At 61.8% G+C, this 23,819-nt stretch carries 21 protein-coding genes and 1 tRNA gene; 10 read left to right on the plus strand and 12 right to left on the minus strand.

Going from position 1 to position 23,819, the window contains the following annotated elements; genetic code table 11:
* Positions 1-17: 17 nt before the first annotated feature.
* Entirely contained in the window at positions 18-413 is a 396-nt protein-coding gene (locus HMPREF3104_RS04090; protein ID WP_052206210.1) for a sterol carrier family protein, read from the minus strand.
* A gap of 52 nt (positions 414-465) precedes the next feature.
* On the opposite strand from HMPREF3104_RS04090, the gene HMPREF3104_RS04095 reads away from it, so the two are divergent.
* Entirely contained in the window at positions 466-1,485 is a 1,020-nt protein-coding gene (locus HMPREF3104_RS04095) for an acyl-CoA thioesterase (protein ID WP_052206209.1), read from the plus strand.
* A gap of 9 nt (positions 1,486-1,494) precedes the next feature.
* Here HMPREF3104_RS04095 and purL read toward each other — a convergent pair whose 3' ends face one another.
* The 3 genes from purL to purS are packed head-to-tail and all read right to left on the minus strand — an operon-like array spanning position 1,495 to position 4,682.
* A complete protein-coding gene (gene purL, locus HMPREF3104_RS04100; RefSeq protein ID WP_070494510.1) occupies positions 1,495-3,768 on the minus strand; it encodes a phosphoribosylformylglycinamidine synthase subunit PurL in 2,274 nt (757 codons plus the stop codon).
* A 6-nt stretch (positions 3,769-3,774) separates the two neighbouring features.
* On the minus strand, positions 3,775-4,455 hold the full coding sequence (gene purQ, locus HMPREF3104_RS04105; RefSeq protein ID WP_052206206.1) for a phosphoribosylformylglycinamidine synthase subunit PurQ: 681 nt from the start codon (positions 4,453-4,455) through the stop codon (positions 3,775-3,777).
* Complete coding sequence (gene purS, locus HMPREF3104_RS04110) at positions 4,452-4,682, minus strand: phosphoribosylformylglycinamidine synthase subunit PurS (protein ID WP_052206204.1); 231 nt, start codon at positions 4,680-4,682, stop codon at positions 4,452-4,454. Before purS ends, purQ begins: the two co-directional genes overlap by 4 nt.
* Positions 4,683-4,947: 265 nt before the next feature.
* Here purS and HMPREF3104_RS04115 point away from each other — a divergent pair, with 265 nt between their 5' ends.
* From HMPREF3104_RS04115 to HMPREF3104_RS04130, 4 genes are all read left to right on the plus strand, one after another.
* Positions 4,948-8,769, plus strand: coding sequence for an ExeM/NucH family extracellular endonuclease (locus HMPREF3104_RS04115; RefSeq protein ID WP_070494511.1), 3,822 nt, complete (start codon positions 4,948-4,950; stop codon positions 8,767-8,769).
* A gap of 295 nt (positions 8,770-9,064) precedes the next feature.
* Entirely contained in the window at positions 9,065-10,051 is a 987-nt protein-coding gene (locus HMPREF3104_RS04120) for a metal ABC transporter solute-binding protein, Zn/Mn family (protein WP_070494512.1), read from the plus strand.
* Positions 10,052-10,062: 11 nt separating this feature from the next.
* Positions 10,063-10,740: a metal ABC transporter ATP-binding protein gene (locus tag HMPREF3104_RS04125; RefSeq protein WP_070494513.1), complete on the plus strand. Its 678-nt coding sequence runs from the start codon at positions 10,063-10,065 to the stop codon at positions 10,738-10,740.
* Positions 10,737-11,558, plus strand: a complete 822-nt coding sequence (locus tag HMPREF3104_RS04130) for a metal ABC transporter permease (protein WP_070494514.1) — start codon at positions 10,737-10,739, stop codon at positions 11,556-11,558. The genes HMPREF3104_RS04125 and HMPREF3104_RS04130 overlap by 4 nt, the downstream gene beginning before the upstream one ends.
* Here HMPREF3104_RS04130 and HMPREF3104_RS04135 read toward each other — a convergent pair.
* Genes HMPREF3104_RS04135 through HMPREF3104_RS04145 form a run of 3 tightly spaced genes read right to left on the minus strand, consistent with a single transcriptional unit; the run spans position 11,555 to position 15,299 of the window.
* Complete coding sequence (locus HMPREF3104_RS04135; protein WP_070494515.1) at positions 11,555-12,229, minus strand: DUF2334 domain-containing protein; 675 nt, start codon at positions 12,227-12,229, stop codon at positions 11,555-11,557. The two genes, HMPREF3104_RS04130 and HMPREF3104_RS04135, sit on opposite strands and share 4 nt — an antisense overlap.
* A 55-nt stretch (positions 12,230-12,284) precedes the next feature.
* A complete protein-coding gene (locus tag HMPREF3104_RS04140) occupies positions 12,285-14,408 on the minus strand; it encodes a S9 family peptidase (RefSeq protein WP_070494516.1) in 2,124 nt (707 codons plus the stop codon).
* Positions 14,409-15,299 (minus strand): phosphoribosylaminoimidazolesuccinocarboxamide synthase, encoded by an 891-nt coding sequence (locus HMPREF3104_RS04145; RefSeq protein ID WP_070494517.1) that lies wholly within the window; start codon positions 15,297-15,299, stop codon positions 14,409-14,411. It abuts the gene before it with no gap.
* Between the two features lie 52 nt (positions 15,300-15,351).
* Here HMPREF3104_RS04145 and HMPREF3104_RS04150 point away from each other — a divergent pair, with 52 nt between their 5' ends.
* Positions 15,352-15,876: a hypothetical protein gene (locus HMPREF3104_RS04150; protein ID WP_141738120.1), complete on the plus strand. Its 525-nt coding sequence runs from the start codon at positions 15,352-15,354 to the stop codon at positions 15,874-15,876.
* Between the two features lie 19 nt (positions 15,877-15,895).
* On the opposite strand, the gene purB is transcribed toward HMPREF3104_RS04150, so the two are convergent.
* A complete protein-coding gene (purB, locus tag HMPREF3104_RS04155) occupies positions 15,896-17,329 on the minus strand; it encodes an adenylosuccinate lyase (protein WP_256388257.1) in 1,434 nt (477 codons plus the stop codon).
* Positions 17,326-18,588, minus strand: coding sequence for a phosphoribosylamine--glycine ligase (purD, locus tag HMPREF3104_RS04160; RefSeq protein ID WP_070494518.1), 1,263 nt, complete (start codon positions 18,586-18,588; stop codon positions 17,326-17,328). Before purD ends, purB begins: the two co-directional genes overlap by 4 nt.
* A 31-nt stretch (positions 18,589-18,619) precedes the next feature.
* On the opposite strand from purD, the gene HMPREF3104_RS04165 reads away from it, so the two are divergent.
* Complete coding sequence (locus HMPREF3104_RS04165) at positions 18,620-19,030, plus strand: HIT family protein (RefSeq protein WP_070494519.1); 411 nt, start codon at positions 18,620-18,622, stop codon at positions 19,028-19,030.
* A 6-nt stretch (positions 19,031-19,036) separates the two neighbouring features.
* Here the strand turns inward: HMPREF3104_RS04165 and HMPREF3104_RS04170 are convergent, their stop codons facing one another.
* The 3 genes from HMPREF3104_RS04170 to HMPREF3104_RS04180 form a co-directional block, all read right to left on the minus strand.
* Complete coding sequence (locus HMPREF3104_RS04170) at positions 19,037-20,422, minus strand: sensor histidine kinase (protein WP_070494520.1); 1,386 nt, start codon at positions 20,420-20,422, stop codon at positions 19,037-19,039.
* A gap of 18 nt (positions 20,423-20,440) precedes the next feature.
* Positions 20,441-21,145, minus strand: a complete 705-nt coding sequence (locus HMPREF3104_RS04175; protein WP_070494549.1) for a response regulator transcription factor — start codon at positions 21,143-21,145, stop codon at positions 20,441-20,443.
* A 223-nt stretch (positions 21,146-21,368) separates the two neighbouring features.
* Positions 21,369-21,444 (minus strand) — tRNA-Thr (locus HMPREF3104_RS04180).
* 68 nt (positions 21,445-21,512) lie between these two features.
* Between HMPREF3104_RS04180 and HMPREF3104_RS04185 the strand changes: the two genes are divergently transcribed.
* The 3 genes from HMPREF3104_RS04185 to HMPREF3104_RS04195 are packed head-to-tail and all read left to right on the plus strand — an operon-like array spanning position 21,513 to position 23,811.
* Positions 21,513-22,967: a threonine/serine exporter ThrE gene (locus HMPREF3104_RS04185; protein ID WP_101735051.1), complete on the plus strand. Its 1,455-nt coding sequence runs from the start codon at positions 21,513-21,515 to the stop codon at positions 22,965-22,967.
* Positions 22,967-23,374 carry a hypothetical protein gene (locus HMPREF3104_RS04190; RefSeq protein WP_052206178.1) on the plus strand — a complete coding sequence of 136 codons (408 nt, stop codon included), beginning with the start codon at positions 22,967-22,969 and terminating at the stop codon, positions 23,372-23,374. Before HMPREF3104_RS04185 ends, HMPREF3104_RS04190 begins: the two co-directional genes overlap by 1 nt.
* A 2-nt stretch (positions 23,375-23,376) precedes the next feature.
* On the plus strand, positions 23,377-23,811 hold the full coding sequence (locus HMPREF3104_RS04195) for an META domain-containing protein (protein ID WP_052206176.1): 435 nt from the start codon (positions 23,377-23,379) through the stop codon (positions 23,809-23,811).
* Positions 23,812-23,819 lie beyond the last annotated feature (8 nt).

Consider the following 23,819-nt stretch of genomic DNA (forward strand, 5'->3'; position numbering starts at 1 on the left):
ACCCCTATGGTATCCGACTAGCGCCGAACTGCCGAAAGTGAAACGACCGGAAGCCCCCTCGCAACCTCACCCGCACGCGCGCCGGAGGAGGTGACGTGGGGGGAAGATAACGCGGCGTCGAAAAGCAAAAGCCCTGTTGCAAGCCGCAACCAGGTCTCCGGATCCATCTCCACAACATTCGGCGGCGTACCGCGCGTGTGCCGAGGACCCTCGACACACTGCACCGCCACAAACGGCGGAATGCGCAGCTCAACCGCATGCCCCGGCAACTCCTGCGCAAGCGTGCGAGCCGTCGTGCGACACGCCGCCGCAAGCTGCGCACGCGTCGGCTTTACCCCCTCCCCCTCAAGCCACGCAGCCACCGCCGCCACAGCCTGCGTCATTTCCGCCGGATCAACCTGTTTGCTCGCCATAACTGCATAGTGCCATGCCAGCACAACACGCGACGATGGCTATTGTGTTGCTATGTCTGGAAGCAAGTCCGAAGCACCCGTACCCACTGAAAAGTCCCCCTCCATCACGCTGCGCTTTATGGCCGCACCGACCGACGTGCTGCACGCCGGCGCCCAAGGCGTCAACGGCGGACGCGTCTTGGAGTGGATTGATAAGGCCGCCTACGCGTGCGCCGCACAGTGGTCATCCACCTACTGCGTAACCGCATACGTTGGGCACATCCATTTCACCCGCCCGATCCCCTCGGGCCACATTGTGGAGGTCCGCTCACGCGTGGCCATGACCGGGCGCTCTTCCATGCACATTGTTAACGAGGTGCTGTCGGCGGACCCTCGCCAGGGAATCTTCACGCGCGCATGCGACTGCCTGGTCATCTTCGTGGCTAAGGACACCGAGACCGGCAAGCCCACCCCGGTTCCTACATTTGTGCCGTCTACCGATGAGGAGCGCCGCGTAGAGCAAGCCGCGCTGAGCCGCATTGACCTGCGCAAGGCCATCGAGGCAGAGATGGGCGAGCAAACCTACACGGACGATTCCACCGCACCGCGGGTTGTGCACCGCTTCCTGGCAAAGCCAACAGATGTGAACTGGGGCGGCAACGTGCACGGTGGCACCGCCATGGAGTGGATCGATGAAGCCGGTATGGCGTGCACCATGGAGTGGTCGGGTGAGCGCACCGTCGCCGTGTATGCGGGCGGCATTCGCTTCTACCATCCGATTCACATTGGGGATTTGATTGAGGTTGAGGCACGCCTGACGCGTACGGATAATCGCTCGCTGCACACCTCAATCCACGTGCGTTCCGGCGACCCACGTGGCGGGCGCGAGAACCTTAAAGATGCCATCCATGCGACCGTAACCTACCTGGCTACGGACATTGACGGCACCCCGCTGCCTGCCCGCCAGTTCACTCCGGTGACGGCGGAAGACAGGCGGCTGTGGGAGCACACGCAGGCTCTGAAGGATCTGCGCGGCCAGTACGAGCCGGTGCCTTTGGTGGAAATGCCAAAGGCTACCCAGCGCGTGGACTAGCCTGCGGGTTTAGACCGCAGCGTTCGGTGCCACACTGTGGCCGAAGTGCTGCGGCAGCGTCGCGGCCCAAGCCTGCGCCAGCTCGTCCACGGCGACTTCCTGGTTGCCGAAGGAGAGCTTGCCGCTTGCCGACGTCTCACCAACCACCACAGCCGGCACCCCAACAGCGGCGGCGCGCTCAAGCGCTGCATCAACGCGGTCGCGGGACACGGCGATGAGCACGCGGGACGCGGACTCAGAGAACAGCGCGGTGAACGCGTCCTCATGCACGGCTTCCAGGTTGAGGTCTGCGCCCAAGCCGGAGGCGAGCAGCAGCTCGAAGACCGCCTGGGACAGGCCACCCTCGGACAGGTCGTGGGCTGCGGAAACACCTTCAACGCCGCCGAAGAATTCCGCCAGGCGGGCCTCATTAGCAAGGTCAACCTGCGGCGGCAGGCCTGCCAGGCCCTGGCCGGAGATGTCCTGCCAGACAGAGCCGCCGAACTCTTCAAAGGTCTCGCCCAGAAGAACCAGCACGTGCTCTTCCGCACCGGCTGGCAGGGCGTGCGGGATGGAGTTTTCCACGTCCTCGATCACGCCGAGCACGCCAACTACTGGGGTGGGCAGAATCGGGGTGTCGCCCGTCTGATTGTAGAAGGACACGTTGCCGCCGGAGACAGGTACGGAGAGTTCACGTGCGCCGTCGGCAAGACCATGCACTGCCTCAGCGAACTGCCACATCACGTCCGGGTTCTCCGGGGAGCCGAAGTTCAGGCAGTTGGTCACGGCAACCGGGGTTGCGCCGGTGACAGCAACGTTGCGGTACGCCTCCGCCAGCGCCAGGCGCGCGCCCATGTTCGGATCCAGGTAGGTGTAGCGGCCGGAAGCATCAGCGGAGATAGCCACGCCGCGGCCGGACTCCTCGTTGATACGCAGCACACCAGCGTTGGCGTGCTTCGCCTGCACGGTGTTGCCGCGCACGTAGCGGTCATACTGCTGCGTGATGAAGTCACGCGAGCACAGCGCAGGCGATGCAACCATCTGCTTCCAAGCGCCCACCAGGTCATCAGACTTGGTTACCTCGGTCTTAGCCTGGACACCATCCAGCCACTCGGGGCGTGCGTACGGACGCTCATAGACCGGGCCCGCATCAATCGTCGACGGCGGCGCGTCCATCACCAGCTCACCCTGGTGGTAGACAGCCAGGCGGTCAGTCTCATCCGTCACCTCACCGATGACGGCTGCGCCAACCTCCCACTTCGCACAGATCTCCATGAAGCGGTCCACGTTCTCCGGCGCCACAACAGCACACATGCGTTCCTGGGACTCGGAGGCGAGGATCTCTGCCGCGGTCATGTTCTCTGCGCGCAACGGCACTGCGTCCAGGTCCACGCGCATGCCGCCGTCACCGGCAGCCGCAAGCTCGGAGGTAGCGCACGACAGGCCGCCGCCACCCAGGTCCTGGATGCCCACGACAACGCCAGCCTGGTAGAGCTCCAGGCAGCACTCAATGAGCACCTTCTCTGCAAACGGGTCGCCCACCTGGACGGCCGGCAGCTTGCGCTCCTCGCCTTCCTCAAAGGTGGCGGAGCCCAGCACGGACACGCCACCAATGCCGTCAAGGCCGGTGCGGGAGCCGAACAGGATCACCTTGTTGCCAGTGCCGGAAGCGAATGCCAGGTGGAGGTCCTCCACCTTCAACGTGCCCACGCACAGTGCGTTGACCAGCGGGTTGCCTGCGTAGGCCGGGTCAAACACGGTCTCGCCACCAATATTGGGCAGGCCCAGGCAATTGCCATAGCCGCCGATGCCGTGCACCACGCCCGGCAGCACACGCTTCGTGTCATCTGCGTCAATCGCGCCGAAGCGCAGCTGATCCATCACGGCAATCGGGCGTGCACCCATCGCCATGATGTCGCGCACAATGCCACCGATGCCGGTTGCGGCACCCTGATACGGCTCCACAAAGGAGGGGTGGTTGTGGCTTTCCACACGGAAGGTCACCGCGTCACCGCCACCGATGTCCACCACACCAGCGTTTTCACCAATGCCGGCAAGGATCTTGGAGGCCATCTCCTCCGTCATGGTCTCGCCGAAGTAGCGTAGGTGCACCTTGGAGGACTTGTACGAGCAGTGCTCAGACCACATCACGGAATAAACGGTCAGCTCCGCATCCGTCGGCCTGCGGCCCAGGATCTCCTTGATCTTCTGGTATTCATCGTCCTTCAACCCCAGCTCAGCGTATGGCTGCTCAATTTCCGGGGTTGCTTTTGCATTATCGACGGTATCGTTCACCACAGTCACAGCGTCTTACGCTCCAATCTTCGAAATCGCGTCGATGGCGGAATGGAACAGTCCCAGCCCATCAGTGGAGGGGCCGGTCAAGGCTTCGATGGCGTGCTCCGGGTGCGGCATGAGGCCGACGACGCGGCCGGTCTCATTGGTCACGCCCGCGATCGCGTTGATCGAGCCGTTGAAGTTATCGGTGTAGCGGAAGACCACGCGGCCTTCCTTCTCTAGCGCCTCAATGGTTTCCGGCTGCGCCTGGAAGCGGCCCTCACCATGCTTTGCAGGAACGAGGATCTTGTCCCCCTGCTCAAACTTGCTGGTCCAAGCGGTATCCGCGTTCGCTACCTCAAGGTAGGTGTCAACGCAGTGGAAGTTCAGGCCCTGGTTGCGGGTCAACGCGCCCGGCAGCAGGCCAGCCTCGGTGAGGATCTGGAAACCGTTGCAAATACCCAGCACCGGCATGCCGCGCTTCGCAGCGTCGATCACTGCCTGCATCATCGGCGCCTGCGCAGCAATCGCGCCGGTGCGCAGGTAGTCACCGTAGGAGAAGCCGCCAGGGACGACCACCGCGTCGATGCCGTCGAGGGAATCATCCGCGTGCCACAACTGCTTCGGCGTAGCGCCGGCAAGGCGGACGGCACGCAGCGCATCTACGTCATCCAGCGTGCCTGGAAAAGTAATGACTCCGATAGTTGCGCTCATCGCACAACCTCGAAGTCCTCGATCACAGTGTTAGTCAACAGGGTTTCAGCCATGTGGCGAAGCTGTTCATCGGTTACGGAATCATCTACCTCGATTTCGAACCGCTTGCCCTGGCGGACGTCAGCGACGCCCTCCACCCCGATGCGGCCCAGTGCACGCAGCACTGCTTGGCCCTGCGGGTCCAGAATTTCAGTCTTGGGCATGACATTGACGACGACTCGTGCCATGAGAATCCTTCGTGTTGAGGGAGGTTGGACGCCTTAAACGCCTTTCTTACAAGGACGCGCACCAGTATATCCGACGAGGCCACACGCCTTCGAACGTACGTTGACCAGCGCAAAAACCCTGCTACGCAAAATGAACGTGGCGCCAAAGTGAACAACCCCTGAATTCTTGGAAAAGCCTGTCATCTCACCAAGCGGAAACTGAGTGCCGCCGCTAGTTTGATCTTGCTATTGCACACCATTTGTTCAGTTTCCCGAAGAGGTCTCCATGTCTTTTCCACGCAGAAGCCTGAGCGCAGCATTCGCGATTGCGCTGGCAGCAGGTACCGTATCCGTCGTCACGCCAACTGCTCTTGCAGCTCCAGACGGCTCCAACGTTGTCATCAATGAGGTCTACGGCGGCGGCGGTAACTCCGGCTCGAAGTACAGCCACGACTTTGTTGAGCTGTACAACCCGACCGACCAGGACATCGATCTGACCGGTTGGAAGCTGGACCAGCAGTCCGCCAAAGGCAACAGGGGCGCACAAGTCTCCTTGAAGGGCATTGTCCCCGCCGGTGGCTTTTTCCTTATTCAGGGACAGGGCACTCCGGATAAGGGTGCAGGCCTGCCTACACCTGACCAGGTTGCAGAGTTCAACTTCGGCGCCAAGGGTGCAATTGCCGTCCTAACCAGCCCGAGCGGCGAAGTTGACCGAGTCGGTTGGGGCGGTGCGAGCAAGCCAGAGGGCACCTCTGCCGCAAGCACGAGCAACTCCGAGTCCGTCCAGCGCGCGCAGGTAGGCGTGGACACAGACAACAACGCGACGGACTTCATCGTGGCTGAGCCGACCCCGCAGAACTCGGACAATGAAGCAGCCCCGCAGCCCGAAAACCCGCAGCCCGAAAACCCGGAGAACCCGAGCACTCCGCAGCCGCAACCCGGCGCGATCACTCCGATCGCAGAGATCCAGGGTACCGGCGCCGCTTCCCCGCTGGAGGGGCAGACGGTGACTACGGAGGGCGTCGTCACGGCTGTGTATGACGAGGGCGGCAAGAACGGCTTCTTCCTCCAAACCGCAGGTAGCGGCGGTGCTGCGAAGAATCCGGGCGATGCGTCTGACGGCATTTTCGTCTATGTGGGTGGTGGGCAGAGTTTTCCGGAGCGTGGGGCGTCGATACGCGTGACCGGCAAGGTCAGCGAGTACTACAAGCAGACCCAGCTCACGCTCTCCGCGATTGAAAAGCTCAGCGAGGCGCTTGAGGCGCCGAAGGCAACCGAGATCGACACCCTGCCGGCCGGCGACGATGCCCGCGAGCCCTACGAAGGCATGCTGGTCCGCCCGACCGGCGCCTACACGGTGACCAACAACTACACCCTCAACTCCACCGGTGACCTTGGCCTTGCCCCGGGCGAGCGCGCCCACCGCACCCCGACGGATGTGGTTGCGCCGGGTGCGCCCGCAACCACCTTGCAGCAGCAGCAGGATCTGGAGCTTGTCACGCTTGACGACGGCCGAACCCGCGACTACTTCCGCACCGACAAGAACACCCCCCTGCCGTACATCTTGACGTCTGACAACGGCATCAAATCCATCCGCACGGGCGACCAGGTGCAGTTCCAAACTGACGTTGTTGTGGATTACTCCTTTGACAAGTGGCGATTCCAGCCGCTGCAGCCGATCACCGGCAAAAATGCGGCAGAGGAGCTGCCGATCACGTGGGAGGATTCCCGCAAGACCTCCTACGACGTGCCGGACACTGTTGAGGGTGACTACTCCATCGGCTTCTTCAACGTGCTGAACTACTTCAGCAGCCTGGGTGAAGACGAGAAGGGCTGCAAGGCCTACAACGACATTTACGGCACTCCGATCGCGACGAACCGTTGCAAGGTCCGCGGCGCGTTCTCCCAGAAGGCGTTCCAGGATCAGCAGGCGAAAATTGTTTCCGCAATTAACAAGCTGGACACTGACGTGCTTGGCCTCTCTGAGATCGAAAACACCTACAGCGTGACCGGCAATAAGTCGAAGCGCGACGAGGCGCTGCAGAACCTTGTGGACGCGCTGAATGAGAAGCAGCCGAACAAGTGGGATCTGGTGAAGTCCCCGCAGAAGCTCGGCACCGATGAGGACGTGATCCGCGTCGCGTTCATCTACCAGCCGGCGAAGGTGGAGCCGGTTGGGGAGTCGATCATTTTCGACGACTCCGCGTTCACCCGCACCGCCCGCCAGCCACTCGCCCAGGAGTTCAACACCATCGGCAACGATGAGGACGACAACTTCGTGGCCGTGGTCAACCACTTCAAATCCAAGGGCTCCGTTGCCAAGGGCGACGAAGACACCGGTGATGGCCAGGGCAACAACGCACGCCTGCGCGCACAGCAGTCCGAGGCGCTGCTTCGCAAGCTCAACGAGCAGTCCCAGTGGGCTACGCTTCCGACGTTCCTGGTTGGCGACTTCAACGCATACTCCAAGGAAGACGCCATCGGTCTCTTCGAACAGGGCGGCTTCAGCATCGTGGAGTCCGAGCGCGACTTCGACCAGGCGTCCTACCAATTCAGCGGCCAGCTGGGTTCCCTTGACCACATCCTTGCTAACGAGGCAGCGCAGAAGCTGATCAAGGACTCTGCGGTGTGGAACATTAACGGCGATGAGTCGAACTCGTTCGAGTACTCCCGCCGCCTCTACAACGTCCAGGATTTCTTCGGCGACGGCGACGACCCACTGTACGGCTACGGCAACCCATTCCGCTCCTCCGACCATGACCCGGTGAAGGTCGGCTTCGGCGAGGCAGCTTCTTCGTCCGAGTCCGACGCCGACAAGCACGAGCCCCAGGTCCAGGAAATCACGGTTGCACAGGGCGATTCGCTTACCGACGCCCCAACCGCCATCACCAACACCGACCAACTTCCCGAGGGAACGACCTTCAAGTGGACCACGCCGGTGGACACCAACACCGCTGGCGACAACCAGACTGGCGTGATCACGGTGACCTACCCAGACGGCAGCTCTGAGACCGTTGATGTTGTGGTGAACGTCAAGCCGAAGGCGCGCTACATCGTTAAGGCCGAGATTCAGGACGGCAACCTCGTCGTCACCTACGACAACGGCGAGACCGAGAACCTTGGCAACGTCACCGGCGAGCAGGGCCCGAAGGGCGACCAGGGCGACCAGGGCGAGAAGGGCGACCAGGGCGAGAAGGGTGACAAGGGCGACCAGGGCGACAAGGGCGACACCGGCGCCGCAGGCCAAGACGGCGCTAATGGCAAAGACGGCGTAGACGGTCAAGATGGCAAGAATGGCGTTGACGGCCAGGACGGGAAAGACGGCACCAACGGCAAAGACGGTGTCGACGGCAAGGACGGCGAGCAGGGCCCGAAGGGCGAGAAGGGCGAGAAGGGCGAGAAGGGCGATAAGGGCGAGAAGGGCAAGAAGGGCGACACCGGCGCCGCAGGCCAGAACGGCGTAGACGGCAAGGACGGCCGCGGCGTCACATCCTTCGAGATCAACGACGAGGGCGACTTGGTCGTCTCCTACACCGACGGCACCTCCGAAAATCTGGGCAAGGTTACCCAGGACGCCAAGGACGGCGAGGACGGCGAACCTGGCCAGCCGGGCCAGCCAGGTAAGGACGGCGCCAACGGCCAGGATGGTGAAGACGGCGCCAACGGCGCTGACGGTCAAGACGGCGCTGACGGCAAGGACGGCAAAGACGGCCGCGGCGTAACCAACGCAGAAGTCAACGAAAACGGTGAGCTGATCCTGACCTACACCGACGGCACGATCCAAAACCTGGGCAAGGTCAAAGGCGCCGACGGTAAGGACGGCCTCACCCCGACGACGCCGAGCGAAGATAGCAATAAGCGCTGCTTGCCGGCTGCGCTTGGTGTATCCCTGCCGCTGTTGGCTTTGATCCCGCTAGGACTGGCGGCCGCCATGGATATCCCGGCGCTGGCACCGGTTAAGGAGCAGATCAGCAGCACGATCGATCCGCTTCCGATCAGCAAGCAAGACCTACAGATCGCTGGCGGTGTGGCGGTAACCGCGGCTGCGGTTGCGGCAATCGCTACGATCGCTGCGGCTTGCTCCACCGACAGCGGGTCCTCCAAGTAATCCCTCCCAGTAATTACATTTGTCGTCTAGCGCTCCATGTGGCTGCTAGACGACATTTTTGTCTGCCAAGAGCAGGGCCAGCCTGGAGCAGCTCGCGGCAGTCCGAAACACCTGAACCCGGCAATTGCCGGCCAGCTGTGGCAGATATCACCGGTTTGGCAACGTGTTGCCGCAGCCCAAAAAGGTGCACCTATCCGTCAGGCCGTGAACACACCCCATCCCGCACACCGTCTCAAGTGCCCGCAAAACTACCCTTCAATTGAAACCCGTTTTCAGTAGTGGTTTAATCGCTCGCATGCACAAAACGAAAATGATTCCCGGTTTGGCGGTTGTGGCGGCGGTGGCGTTGGTTGGGGCGTCGGTAAGCAGCTGCTCCTCTGAAAGCCAAAGTGATAACGCGGCAGACATCATTGCCACCACCAATGTCTGGGCCGATGTCGCGGCTGCGGTGACGGGCGACGATGTTGAGGCCATTATCAGCGACGCCTCCATCGACCCCCACCACTTCGAGCCCGCCGCGAAGGACCTCGCGCGCGTCAAGGCTGCGAACCTTGTGGTTGCCAACGGCGGCCACTACGACCAGGCGATCTACCGCGTAGCCGAGCAAGATCGCGTGATCTTCGCGGTGCCGCCGCACGCGCACGACGAGCACGACCATGATCATGAGCACGATCACGGTCACGATCATGATCACGAAGGCCACGACCACGAGGGCCACGACCACGAGCACGGCTGGATCGATACCATCCCTGAGTCCATGGACGAGCTGGAGCACGTGTGGTTCGCCACCAGCAAAGTCAAGGACGTGGCAACGCAGGTAGCTGACCGTACCGGCGGCTCCGCGGATGACGTGGTGGCTCGCATGGATGCCATTCAGCAGCGTCTGAATTCCTTCAAGCACGTCCACCTGGCCATGACCGAGCCGATTGCCGCGCCGCTGATCTGGGGCACTGAGCTGCACGACATCACCCCGGAGTCCTACCTTTTGGCAACGCTGAATGAGGTAGAGCCGTCTGCTTCCGCCGTCGCGGAGACGCTTGCGCTGATTGAGAGTGGCTTTCTCGACTTCCTCGTGGTGAATCCGCAGAGCACCAACAGCGCTACGGATCGCCTGGCGCAGGCTGCGAAGGACAACAATCTGCCGATTGTTGAGATACGCGAGACCCCGCCGGAGGGCATGAACTTCCTGGATTACTTTGAGCAGGTTGTTGATGAGATTGAGGCGATTGTGGATGCTGCTGAGCCCCGCCCTGACACGGAGCTTCCGCGCTTTAACAATTAGGCTGCTTTTCCGTGATCCTTCGCTTCACTGACGCTGCCGTCGACCCGTTGTGGCACGGCCTGGATTTTGAGCTCGACCGCGGTGAGTTCCTCGCCGTGCTCGGGCCTAATGGCGTGGGCAAATCCACGCTGTTGGGCACGATTTTGGGCACGCGCAAGCTCACCCATGGCTCGGTAGAGACCAATGGCCGGGTGGGGTTGATTCCGCAGCAGCGGATGTTTCCCCGTGATTTGCCTATGCGTGGGCGTGATTTGGTTTCGCTTGCGGTGAATCACCGCGGCCGTGCTGACCGCGCGCGGGTTGATGTGCTGCTTGACCGTGTCGGCGCCGCCTCGTTCGCGGATCAGCGTGTGGGCACCCTTTCGGGCGGCCAGCAGCAGCTGATCCGTCAGGCACAGGCGTTTGCGCAGGATCCGGAGCTTTTGCTTGCCGACGAACCCCTGCTCTCCCTCGACCCCTCCAAACAGCGGGAAGCCGTAGACAGGTTTGTCGCATCGGGCGCTGCCGTGGTGTGCGTGACCCACTCGATTAACCCGGTGTTGGGCGTAGTGGATCGCGTCTTATATCTCGGGCCTGAGGGGCATGTGATTGGTGAGGTTGGCGAGGTCATGCGCTCCTCCGTGCTTAGCGAGCTCTACGGCACCCACGTCGACGTTGCTGAAGTCGGCGGAAAGCTGGTGGTCCTGTGACCACGCTAGAGCTACTGCAACTGGACTTTGTCCAGGCGACACTGATCGCGTGTGCGCTGCTGGGGTTGCTCTCAGGAGTAATGGCGCCGCTGATTGTGCTTCGCCAGATGTCGTTTTCGGTGCACGCAACCAGTGAGCTGGCACTGATGGGTGCCTCTGCCGCACTGCTGGTTGGCATCAACGTGGGGGCGGGTGCGATTGTGGGGGCGATCGTCGCGGCCCTCGTCCTGGCAGCGCTGGGTTTGAAGGGCCAGCAAGACTCAGCCGTGGGTGTGGTCATGAGTTTCGGCATGGGCTTATCTGTGCTGTTTATTCATCTCTACCCCGGCAACGCTAACCGGGCACTTGCCCTGCTTACGGGCCAGATCGTCGGTGTCACGGGACAGGACTTGTGGCTGCTGGCGGCAACCACGGCGCTGGTCATCATCGCGGTGGCTGCACTGTGGCGGCCTTTGTTGTTCGCATCCGCCGACCCAGAGATGGCCGCTGCTTCCGGCGTACGCGTGCGCACCATGGCGTTGATGTTCGCGGTGCTGGTGGGTATCGCTTCCGCGCAGTCGGTGCAGATTGTCGGTGCGCTGCTGGTTATGTCACTGCTGATCACACCCGGCGCGGCCGCCGCTCAAGTCACTGCCAACCCAGTGCGTGCGGTGTGGCTGTCCATCCTGTTTGCGGAGGCTGCTGCGGTTGGCGGCATGGTCCTTTCGCTCGCCCCGGGCGTGCCGGTGAGTGTGTTCGTGGCGTTCATCTCGTTCGGCATTTACTTGGTGTGCCGGGTTATTGCGCGAATGAAGGACTCGCGAATCAGAGCGCGCTAAAGGTACGCGCGGTAGTCCGCAGGCACGCTACCTGCGCTCACGGCCGCGCGAGCGGCAGCCACGAAGTCGCGGCAGACTTTCTTCTCCCCTAGCTCACGACCCGAAACCGAAAGCCTGATCGTGTTGCCGCGCTCCGCGCCGCGCACGGCGGCTTTCATGATGTTGCGTCGCCACCACTTCGCCGCGCCAAAGCCTTCACCTACGGACAGGTTGCGGCACTGCGTGAACTCGCCGGTGCGCAGCTGGTGGATCCCGGCGGTAGAAGCCGCCAAGCCGAAGCCGAAATCCGGCAGCACGGCCAGAGTGCCCTCAGACATCTGCCAGCGCGGGGGCGCGAACATGTCAAACGCAAAGCCCAGGGATTCCATCTGCCGCGTCGCTCCTTTGAGACGCAACCGCGCCTCATGCTCCGGCAACGTGGCAAACTCCGCGCGCCTACCCTGCACCGCCTGATCGAACCCGTTGAGCAACACCGCGCGGGTGCCCACTTGCTCTTCGAGCCAGGTGCGGGTGGTGGTGTCTCTGGCGAGGTGCCATTTTGCGTCGATATGCGGGGCGATCAGCAGGGAGACGGGGATGTCCGCACGGTCGAGAGCATCGACGAGGGTGCGGACGCCGTCGAGTGTTTCGCTAAAAATCGAAGAGACGGAAACAAGCAGACGGCCAGACATAGGCACTAGTCTCGCACAGGTTTCACACTTGCGCTCGCTATGTCAGCTAGCCAGATCAGCTAGCCAGATCACCCGTATCCACCGCACCCGCGGTCACTAGCGTCCACGCATACTCGAACGCGGTTTGCTTCCACTTTGCGTAGCGCCCGGACACACCACCGTGGCCGGCGGACATCTCCGTTTTCAGCAGGAACGGCCCGCCGCGGCCGACTTCGCGCAGTTTCGCTACCCACTTGGCGGGCTCGACGTACAGCACGCGGGTGTCATTCAGACTGGTCACCGCAAGAATCGGCGGGTACTGAACATCCCGGATGTTCTCATAGGGAGCGTACGTCGCCATGTAGTCGTACACCTCAGGGTCGTGGTACGGGTCGCCCCACTCTTCCCACTCCCCAACCGTCAGCGGCAGCTCGGGCTTCAGAATGGACGTCAGCGGGTCCACGAACGGCACGATCGCCTGGATGCCTGCGAATTTCTCCGGGGCCAGGTTGGCCACCGCACCCATGAGCAGGCCGCCTGCGGAACCGCCCTCAGCAACCATCTGCTCGTGCGTGGTTAAGCCCAGCTCAACCATCTTGTCCGCACACGCAATGAAGTCTGTGAACGTGTTGGTCTTGTGCAGCATCTTGCCGTTGTCGTACCACTGTCGGCCCATCTCGCCGCCGCCGCGCACGTGCGCGCACGCCCAGATCATCCCGCGGTCCAACAGGCTCAGCCGCGCAATGGAGAACCCTGGGTCCATGGAGGCTTCGTAGGAGCCATACCCGTACAGCAACAGCGGTGCGGCATCAGAGCTTGCGGCTTTACGACGCACCACCGACACCGGCACCTGCGCCCCATCCGGAGCCTGCGCCCACACGCGAAACGCCTCATAGTCATCCGCGTTGTAGCCGCCCTCAACCTCCTGCTCTTTGAGCAGGGTGAACTTGCCGGTGGCCACCTCGTAGTCCAGAAGCTGCGAAGGCTGGGTGTACGAGGTGTAGATCACGCGCACCACGGGTGCGTCCCACTCCGGGTTGCCAGACAGCCCCACGGTGTAGAGCTCCTCACTGAACTCCAGCTCCTTGAACTCGCCGAAGCTCTCCCCCAGCGGAGCTATCGCCAGGCGTGAGATGCCGCCGCGGCGGTACTCCATAAACGCGAAATCGCGGTAGGTGTCCACGCCTTCGATGCGGATGGTGTCGCGGTGTGGGGTGATCACGTGGGCGTCGACAAGCTTGGGAAGCTCCCCTGTAGGAACCAGGGCCACGCAGAAATTCGGGCCGTGCGCGTTGTGGGTGACCACCCAGTGCTCCTGGCCAGCGATTTCGGCGAAATTCACGCTGTACTCAACACCGGACTCGCGCGGCCACAACACCTGCGGGGTGCTAGTCGGATCTGCAATCGGCACCGCACGGTACTCCGTGGTCAACGAGGACGACGCCGCGATAAACAGGTAGCGCTCCGCGCGATCCGCACCCACGCCAACGGCAAAGCGTTCATCGTCTTCCTGGTAGACCAGCACGTCATCTTCGGTACTGCCCACATGGTGGCGCCACACCTGGTACGGACGCCACGCGTCATCCATGCGGATGTAGAACAGGTAGTCCTCGCCTGCCCAGGTCGCGCCGTAAAAGACGTTCTCCAGCTGGTCTTCTAAAAGCTCGCCCGTGTCAAGGTTTTTGATGCGCAGCGTGAAACGCTCATCACCCTCCGTGTCCACGGAGTAGGCCAAAAACCTGCCGCTGGTAGACACCGAGGACGCGCCAAGCGCGAAAAACTCGTGGCCTTCCGCAAGCTCGTTGCTGTCCAGCAGCACCTGCTCGCCTGGCATGTCATCGGTGACCTCGGGCGGGGTCCACGGATCACCCTCAACCGGCACCCGGCAGGAAATGCCGTAGCTTTTGCCCTCCACCGTACGTCCGTAGTACCACCAGTTTCCTTGACGACGCGGCACGGACATATCCGTTTCCTTCACCCGCGACTTGATCTCCTCGTAGACCTTCTCAGTCAGCGGAGCCAAGTTCGCGGTCATCGCCTCCGTGTAGGCGTTTTCCGCCTCCAGATGCGCGATGACTTCCGGGTTTTCCTTCTCACGCAGCCACTCGTAGTTATCTACAAACTCGCGGCCGTGGAAGGTGCGCGTGTACGGCTGCTTCGCAGCATGTGGTGGTTGGAGCCGTGCCTGGGAGTCAGCCATTTACGCCCCCGGCCAATCCGCGAAACGCTTCCCACTGAGGCGCTCATAGGCCTCAATGTAGCGATCCCGGGTTGCCTCCACCACAGAGCCCGGCAGCTCCGGCGGCTGCACGCCACTAGCCGGGTCCCAGTCCGCCTTCGGGCCGGTCAGCCAGTTGCGCACATACTGCTTGTCAAAGCTCGGCTGCACCTTACCCACCTCGTAGGAATCAGCGGGCCAGTAGCGCGAGGAATCCGGGGTCAGCACCTCATCGGCCAAGACAATCGTGCCGTCCGCGTCTAGGCCGAATTCCAGCTTGGTGTCCGCCAGGATGATGCCGTGCTCCGCCGCGTGCTCGGCGGCGGTGGTGTAGACCTGCAGCGTCAGATCACGAAGCTTCTCTGCAAGCTCCGCTCCCAGCTTGTTGGCCATGTACTCGAAGGTAACGTTCTCGTCGTGGTCGCCCTGCTCCGCCTTGGTTGCGGGGGTGAAAATCGGCTCCGGCAGCTTTGAGGCCTCAACTAGGCCCTCCGGCAGGGCAACGCCGCACACCTTGCCGCGGGCGTCGTATTCCTTCTTGCCGGAGCCGGTGAGAAAGCCGCGGGCCACGCACTCGAAGGGCACCATGTCCAGCTTCTTCACCACCATCGCACGCCCCAGAACACTCTCCGGGATGCGGGAGTCCTCCACGCCGCCAACCAGGTGGTTCGGCACGCCTTCAAGCAGGTCAAAGAAGAACATCGACGTGGCTGTAAGGATGCGTCCCTTGTCCGGGATCGCTGGCTCCAGCGAAAAGTCAAAGGCTGAAATGCGGTCAGACGCCACCATCAGCAGCGTTTGGTCATCTACTTCATAGATCTCGCGTACTTTACCGCCAGAAATATGCTTGTAATCAGAAAGATCTGCGGGCATGCGTCACAGTGTATGCCCTTGGGCAGGTTTTCACGGTGGTAGGCTCCCGCTCATGAGATTGCGCAGGTGGGCGGTTGGAGCCTTTTGCTTATCGACGCTCACGCTAACCTCCTGCACACCCCCTCCCCCATATGCCGAATCCATCGGGGAGACGGAGGCAGAAACCCAAACTCGCTCCTTCGGCAAAAGCGCCGAGGTGGTCACGCGTGATGTGCGCTATGGGGTGCCGGTGGTGTGGAACGTGGACGTCGCAAAGCCAAAGCTCAAAGCCGCAACCCCCACCTTCCCCGAGGTGTTGTGCTTTGCGGTGACCATGACGCCTCAGGAAATCGGCGACTACCCAGTGGACGTCACGGTGGCAGTGCCGGAATTTAGCGCCGTGGCTGGTGACCTAGAGGCGAACTATCTTGACGACGCCTCCATCTGCGGCCCCCAAACCCCACCCCACGGCTACACCGGCGAGCTAGAGGTGGGCACCCCGTTTGAGTTCTACGTGGCCAGCTGGGACGGCCTATACGGCATTCCAGCGACCGGAGTCCGCCTGCGCACGGCGACGCAGACGGTGACCTGGGAGTAACTGCCGGAGTAGCTTGCGGCTACAGGATGTCGCCTGGGCGGTACTGGGCGGCCTCCGGGTGGGCGTCCACAACCTGCTGGATACGCGCCAACACGCGATCCACCTGGGACTCCGCCGCGCCGATGAATGCGTGGCGGTCCGCCAGCGCCGCCTCCAGGTCCTCCTGAGTCAGCGGCAGACGCTCGTCCTTGGCAAGGCGCTCCACCAGGTTCTGCTCCGCGCCACGCTCACGCATATCCAGCGCCATGGCAACCGCGTTTTCCTTGATGACCTCGTGGGCCGTCTCACGGCCAACGCCCGCGCGGACACTGGCCATCAGGATGCGGGTGGTTGCTAGGAACGGCAGGTAGCGGTCCAGCTCGCGGCCAATCATCGCCGGGAATGCACCGAACTCATCCAGCACGGTGAGCATGGTCTCCAACTGGCCGTCGATGGCAAAGAAGGCATCCGGCAGCGCCACGCGGCGCACCACGGAACAGAACACGTCGCCCTCATTCCACTGCTGGCCAGCCAAGTCAGCCACCATGGTGAGGTATCCGCGCAGGATCACCTGGAAACCACCAACACGCTCGCAGGAACGGGCGTTCATCTTGTGCGGCATCGCGGAAGAACCAACCTGGCCTTCCTTGAAGCCCTCGGTTACCGTCTCATTGCCGGCCATCAGGCGGATCGTGGTGGCCAGGCTCGACGGTCCAGCGCCCAACTGCACCAGCGCAGAGACCACGTCAAAGTCCAAGGAACGCGGGTAGACCTGGCCCACCGAATCAAAGACACGCTCAAAGCCCAAACCCTCAGCAATGCCCTGCTCAAGCTGGGCCAGCTTCGCCTCATCCCCACCCAAAAGATCCAGCATGTCCTGGGCGGTACCCATCGGGCCCTTAATGCCACGCAGGGCGTAGCGGCCCAGAAGCTCCTCAATGCGCTCAATGGCCACCAGAATCTCATCAGCCGCGGACGCGAAGCGCTTGCCCAGCGTCGTGGCTTGCGCCGCCACGTTATGGGAACGGCCAGCCATAACCAACGACTTGTACTCACCCGCACGGTTGCCCACTGCCTTCAGCAGCGCCACCGCCTTATCACGCGTCAGCTCCAGTGAGCGGTACAGCTGCAGCTGCTCCACGTTCTCCGTCAGATCGCGCGAGGTCATCCCCTTGTGGATCTCCTCGAAACCGGCCAGCGCATTGAACTCCTCAATACGCGCCTTCACATCATGGCGGGTGATCTTCTCACGAGCCGCAATGGAATCCAGATCCACCTGATCAATCACGCGCTCATACGCCTCGATCGCCCCCTTGGCGACTTCCACGCCCAAAGCCTCCTGCGCACGCAACACAGCAATCCACAGCTGACGCTCCAGAATGATCTTGTGCTCAGGCGCCCACAGCGTCGCCATTTCCGGCGAGGCGTAGCGGTTACTCAAAACATTGGCGTTATTCGGTTTCACGGCACTCACTTTAGGGTGATCCTTCCATCAATAGCGGGACGAGCAATGTCACGACGGTAATGCGCACCATCCAGGTTGATCGCGTCAATAACCTCGTAGGCGTTGGCAACAGCGGCCTCAAGCGTCTCGCCCTGGCCTAGGGCGTTGAGCACACGACCACCCGAGGCCACCAGCTGGCCGTCAGTATCTCTGCCGGTACCTGCGTGCAGCACGCGGGTCGGATCATCCAGGCCCTCGCCAGTGATCACGCCGCCAGTTTTCGGCTGCGCCGGGTAGCCCTGCGCCGCCAACACCACAGTCGCGGCGTAGCCGGGCTTCCATTGCAGGGGTGGGAGTTCACGCAGACGTCCACAAGCAACTGCCCAAAGCGGCTCCAACAGCGGGGTCTCCAGCAAGCTGAGCACCGGCTGGGTCTCCGGATCACCGAAACGAGCATTGAACTCCACCACCGACGGGCCTTCAGCACCCCACGCAGCACCCACATAAAGCAGGCCGCTATACGGGATGCCGCGCTTGACCATCTCGGCCGCAACCGGCTTAGCAACCTCATCAACGATGCGCTCCACCCCGCCTTCCGGCAGCCACGGCAGCGGGCAGTACGCGCCCATGCCACCGGTATTCGGGCCTTCATCGTTGTCATAAGCACGCTTATGATCCTGCGCAGGCAGAAGCGGCACAACCGTCTCACCATCCACCAGGCAGAACAGACTGACCTCCGGGCCGTCCAAGAAAGACTCCATCAGCACCGGGTTGCCCGCGCCAATCACCGCCTGCGCGTGGGCCTTCGCCTCCTCGCGATCATGCGTCACCACAACGCCCTTGCCACCAGCAAGACCATCGTCCTTAACCACGTAAGGCGCGCCAAACGCATCAAGCGCGGCATCAATCTCATCCTCCACCGTCACACGACGCGCCTGCGCAGTACGCACACCAGCCGCCGCCATGACGTCCTTTGCAAACGCCTTCGACCCCTCAAGCTGAGCCGCCTGTTTCGTCGGCCCAAAGGCAGGAATTCCCGCCGCCACCAGAGCGTCTACCGCCCCGGCAACCAGCGGGATCTCTGGACCGATAACTACCAATTCAGCGTTGATCTCTTTCGCCAACGCCACGATGTCCTCTGGGTTTTTCACGTCAACGTCACGAACCGTGGCTAAAGACGCCATCCCGGCGTTGCCCGGCGCGACAGTAAGTTCAACGGAACTGTCTTTGGCTAAACCTGCAAGCAGGGCGTGTTCACGGCCGCCCGAACCGATGACAAGGATGCGCATACAGACAAATTTACAGGTAGCTTGGGCAAGCATGAGCACCGTATTCAGCAAGATCATTGCCGGCGAGATTCCCGGCCGCTTTGTTTACCGCGACGAGACCGTCGTCGCCTTCCTCACCATCGAGCCGATTGCGTACGGCCACACGCTGGTCGTGCCGGTTGAAGAGGTGGATAAGTGGACCGACCTCTCCCCGGAGGTTTGGGCTCACCTTAACGACGTCGCGCAGAAAGTCGGCCAAGCCGTCCTCGAAGTATGCGGCAGTGAGCGCGCCGGCTACCTGATTGCCGGCTTTGAGGTTCCGCATACCCACATCCACGTCTTCCCTGCCAATGACATGAGCGGCTACAACCTGGCTAACGTCATGGCCGCAGACGCCACGGACCCCTCCAAGATGGACGAGGTTGCCGAAGCACTGAGGCAGGCAATTGCTAAGCAGGCTTAGGCAGTCTTAGGCCGGCTTAGCAGCTGGCATTGGCAGCGAAATAGTAAATGTTGAACCCTCGCCCGGCGCGGTTTTCACGCTGATCGTGCCGTCGTGCTGCTCTATCAGTGACTTGGTAATGGCAAGGCCCAGACCTGAGCCGCCGCCGGTGCCGCGCGTGCGCGAGGTGTCCGCACGGTAGAAGCGGTCAAAGATGTGCGCCGCATCCTTCGGATCCATGCCGATGCCGTTGTCTGCAATATCTATAGACACCCGGTCCAGGTACTCCCTGAGCGTCACGGTGACTTCCGCGTCTGGGCCGGCGTGCTTGAACGCGTTGGTGATCAGGTTGGTCAACACCTGGTAGAGACGGTCCGGGTCGCCGTTGACCACAGGCGGGCGGCTGCAATCGTGGTTGATACGCAGCACACGATCCGGAAACGCCGCGCCCAGCGAGCTTGCCACCGAGGCGGTCAGCTCCAGCATGTCTACCTCACGCTTATTCAGGCGCGCTCCCTCTGCGCGGGTGAGCGCCAACAGGTCTTCCACCAGCAGCTGCATGCGGGCGGATTCCTCGTCGATCTTGCGGATCACCATGTCCGCGTCCGGCGCCATACCCTTGTTGTACAGCTCTGCGAACCCGCGCACGCTGGTCAGCGGAGTACGCAGTTCATGCGACGCATCACCGACGAAGCGGCGCATCTGTTCCTCTTTCGCTTCTGCTTCCTTCACGGATTCCTGCAGCTGCGACACCATGGTGTTCATGGCGTAAGAGAGCTTGCCAACCTCAGTCTCACGGGACCAGCGGGGGACGCGGCGTGACTGCTCGCCTGCTGCAATCGCCAGTGCGGTGGATTCGACCACCCGCAACGGCTTCAGCGCCCGATCCACCTGGCTGCGAGCCACATAGACAATGCCCAACATGGCCAACGCACCAATCGCGGTCTCAGCAATTGCAAGCGCTGTCAGCGTTCTGCGCTCCTGGTCCAACTTCTTGGCCACGAACTTCACAGTGCCGTCCGGCTCCTGGCGTTTCATGGCACGCCATTGCCGGTTGAAGTCTGCGCCGTCTTGGGAGCCAATGGTCTGTCCCTTGTTGAAGCTGCGCAGCTGCGTGTAGTCCGGTGGCGTTGCACTGTAGGCCGGCTCCCACAAATGCGTGTAGCCAGGAAACAGCATCCCCTGGTGGAAATCGCTCGGCGCACCATAGGACGGCAGCCATGCGGTTTGGCCGACCCAGGTATCCAAACCGTCTTCAAGTTGATCGTCCGCACGTTGGTACAGCAGCGAACGCATCAGCAGGTAGACCGTGACAAAGCTGAGCAGCATCGCCAGCAAGGACACGGCCACAACCACCGTCACCAGCTGCTTCTGAAGCGGGGTGTTCTGGCCGTAAGACTTGGAGAGAATCATTGACTGCGTCGTGGCGTGTTACTGGCGCGGGGTGCGCAGCACGTAGCCCACACCACGCACGGTGTGAATCAGCTGCTGTTCGCCTTGGTCTACTTTGCGACGCAAGTACGAAATATACGACTCCACCACATTGCCATCGCCACCGAAGTCGTAGTGCCACACGTTGTCCAAAATCTTCGCCTTGGACACCACAACCTCCGCATTCAGCATGAGGTAGCGCAGCAAGTTGAATTCAGTCGGGGAAAGGTCCACGATCTTGCCCGCCTTGGTCACCTCATGCGTCTCATCGTTGAGCGTCAGGTCCGCATAACGCAGGGTGCCGTCACCCTTCTCAGCCTCCATCACGTTTCCGCGACGCAAAATCACACGCAGGCGAGTAATAACCTCCTCCAAGGAGAACGGCTTGGTCACATAGTCATCCGCACCAATGGTCAGGCCGTGGATACGATCCTCCACGGCGTCCTTCGCGGTGAGGAATAGCACCGGCGCATCCAACCCCTCAGCGCGCAGCGTGGTCAAGAGCTCGAAGCCATCCATCCCCGGCATCATCACGTCCAGGATGTACGCATCCGGCTTAAAGGAACGCGCCAGCTCAAGCGCCTCCTGACCTGACGTCACACTCTCAACCTCAAAGCCCTGAAACTTCAGGGACACAGTCAAAAGCTCAACAATGTTCGGCTCATCATCAACAACAAGCACCTTTACAGCCGGATTCTCAGCCATGTGTGGGGTCATCTCCTCTTTGTTTCTGCTTGGGTTCGCGTTTGGGTTTTGTTTGGGTAACTGCTCAAACGCGTATCTCACAGATATCTAACACCCACAGACTGTACGTTTCCTGAACGTTTACTGCATGCGCAACAGGAAGTTCCGCGATGTTCAGTTGGAGTGCTCAACCCCCAGCACCCCCAACGACCCCACCCCAAACACACCCGCCCCAAAAAAGAAATGGAGCTGGAGACGAGACTTGAACTCGCAACCTACGGTTTACAAGACCGTTGCGCTACCGATTGCGCCACTCCAGCAATGGGAGACAGCCTACAGAACGAAACCGGAAATTGTTACATCGGCTAGGGTTTGACGGGTGAAATCAATGTGGGACATGCTGCGCGGCTCGCGGCAACGCGTGGCCACAATTGACGCTGCACGAACTTCTCCGCCGCCGAGTGTGCTGGCACCTGTCGTCCTGACGGATCCGACGCAGGTCGCTGCTGTGATGACTATCGCGGCCCGCATCGGGGAGATTCTGATTGCGAACGGCACGACGTCCTCGGACGCGATTGCCCAGATCCGTACCGTGACCTCCTCGTATGGCCTTCACTACTGCCACGTGGATATTACGGTGAATACGATCACGATGAATACGGTGATCGTCGGTAAGGAGAAGCGAACCCCGGTCACCGTCTTCCGTGTGGTGACCATGATGAGTGAGAACTACCACAAGCTGCAGGAAGCTGACCGGCTAATCCGCTCCATCCGTGCCGGCGCGACGCGGCCCGAGATGGCCGAGAAGATCTTGGACGACATTGATCACTCGCCCATCCCATACCGCAACACCCGCTTCCTCGCTGGCTGGTTTGTCATGGGCGCCGCCGTTGCCATCCTGCTTGGCGGCGACTGGCTGATGTCACTGATCGGCGGCATCACCGCGTTTCTGATCATGGGATTCAACAAAATCCTGTCCAGAAACTCGCTGCCATACTTCTTCCATTGCGTCATCGGCGGCTTCCTAGCCACCATCCCCGCGGCGGTGTTTTATGACTTCTCGGCACACATCGGTCACACCATCGTGCCCAGCCAGGTCATCGCCTCGGGCATCGTGGTGTTGCTTGCTGGTTTGACGCTGGTGCAGTCGCTTCTCGACGGCATAACGGGCTCCCCCGTCACCGCCTCCGCCCGCTTCTTCCAAACAGTCCTTTTCACCGGGGGCATTGTCGCCGGCGTGGCCATGGGGCTCTACTTTTCAAATCTGGTGGGCGTGAGCCTGCCGCCGATTGAGACGATGCTGGGCAAGCCCTCTTTGGATTCCGTGGTGTGGCGCATCCTCGGCGGCGCCACGGCAGCCGGCGCGTTTGCCGTGACCTGCTTCGCCGAAAAACCCGCGGTATTTTTGTCATTCCTCACCGCGGGCGCAGGTTCCGCGATGTACTACCTGTTCCTGCTGCCGCTAGGCACTGGGCGTTTCATTGCAACCACTGCCTGCGCCATCGTCATCGGCTTAGCCGGCGGTCTGATTGCTCGCCGCTACCTGATTAGCCCGGTGATCACCGCCGTTGCCGGTGTGACCCCATTCTTGCCGGGCTCGGGCATCTACCGCGGCATGTACGCGGTGATGAACGAGCAAATGGTTGTCGGCCTGACTAACATCTTCATGGCAATCGCCACCTGCATGGCTCTGGCCGGCGGCGTTGTCTTCGGCGAATGGATCGCCCGCAGGCTGCGCGCACCGCAAACTTATCTGCCATATCGTGCACTGAAGCGCGTTGGGCGGATGACCTTCGGTAGCATGGCCGGAGTATCTCGTAAACGTCCAAGGAGGAATCCCTAGTGCCACCGAAGATCACGGACTCGCGGCCCGCACCCGATGCTGTTCTTGAGATGGAGGAGCAGACCGCAGCAGGCGCACGTCGGATCGTGGCCACCTACGCGGAGGACTTCTTCGACGGCGTGACCCTCATGTCCATGCTTGGCGTGGAGCCGAAGGGTTTTGTGTACAAGCGCTACGCAGAGCAGCTTGAAGCGGAAGCGGCCGAGGCCGAGGCAGCAAAACCTGCCAAGAAGACCACGAAGAAGGCTGCAAAGAAGGCCGCGAAGAAGTCCGCCAAGAAGACGACGAAGAAGACCACCAAGAAGACTGCGAAGAAGGCCGCTAAGAAGGCGACCAAGAAAACCACCAAGAAGACGGTGAAGAAGGCAGCCAAGAAGGCTGCAAAGAAGACGACGACTACTGAGTAGTCATGGCGCGTGCGCTTTACGCCCTTGCGGCTGCCGCGGCGCTCACGCTGAGCGCATGCGGCGCCAAGGAGGACATCTGGCAGGTCACTGCGGTCTACACCGATCCTTCGGTCCCGGGTGACCTGCCGCCGGACGCCCACGGCTCCGCCAACTTCTCCCTGTCCGGCAACACAGTGCACGGCACCACCCCCTGCGCTCTCGTCACCGCCCAGGTCACGCTGGAAGATGAGCAGTTGACCATCGATAGCATCGACATGCGGCCACGCACCGACGTCGACTGCATCGGCGGCCGCCTCTACACACACGAGCAGCTCGCTTCCCTTTTGGAGCCTGGTTTGCTTTTCGACGTCAACGTCCACCCCAACTCCCGCCTCTCCCTAGTGAAAGTCGACCCGGACGTTGTGGACGCCCCCATCATCACCCTGCGCAAGCTCTAACTCTGGGT

It is taken from the genome of Corynebacterium sp. HMSC30G07, assembly GCF_001806945.1.
GTDB lineage: Bacteria > Actinomycetota > Actinomycetes > Mycobacteriales > Mycobacteriaceae > Corynebacterium > Corynebacterium riegelii.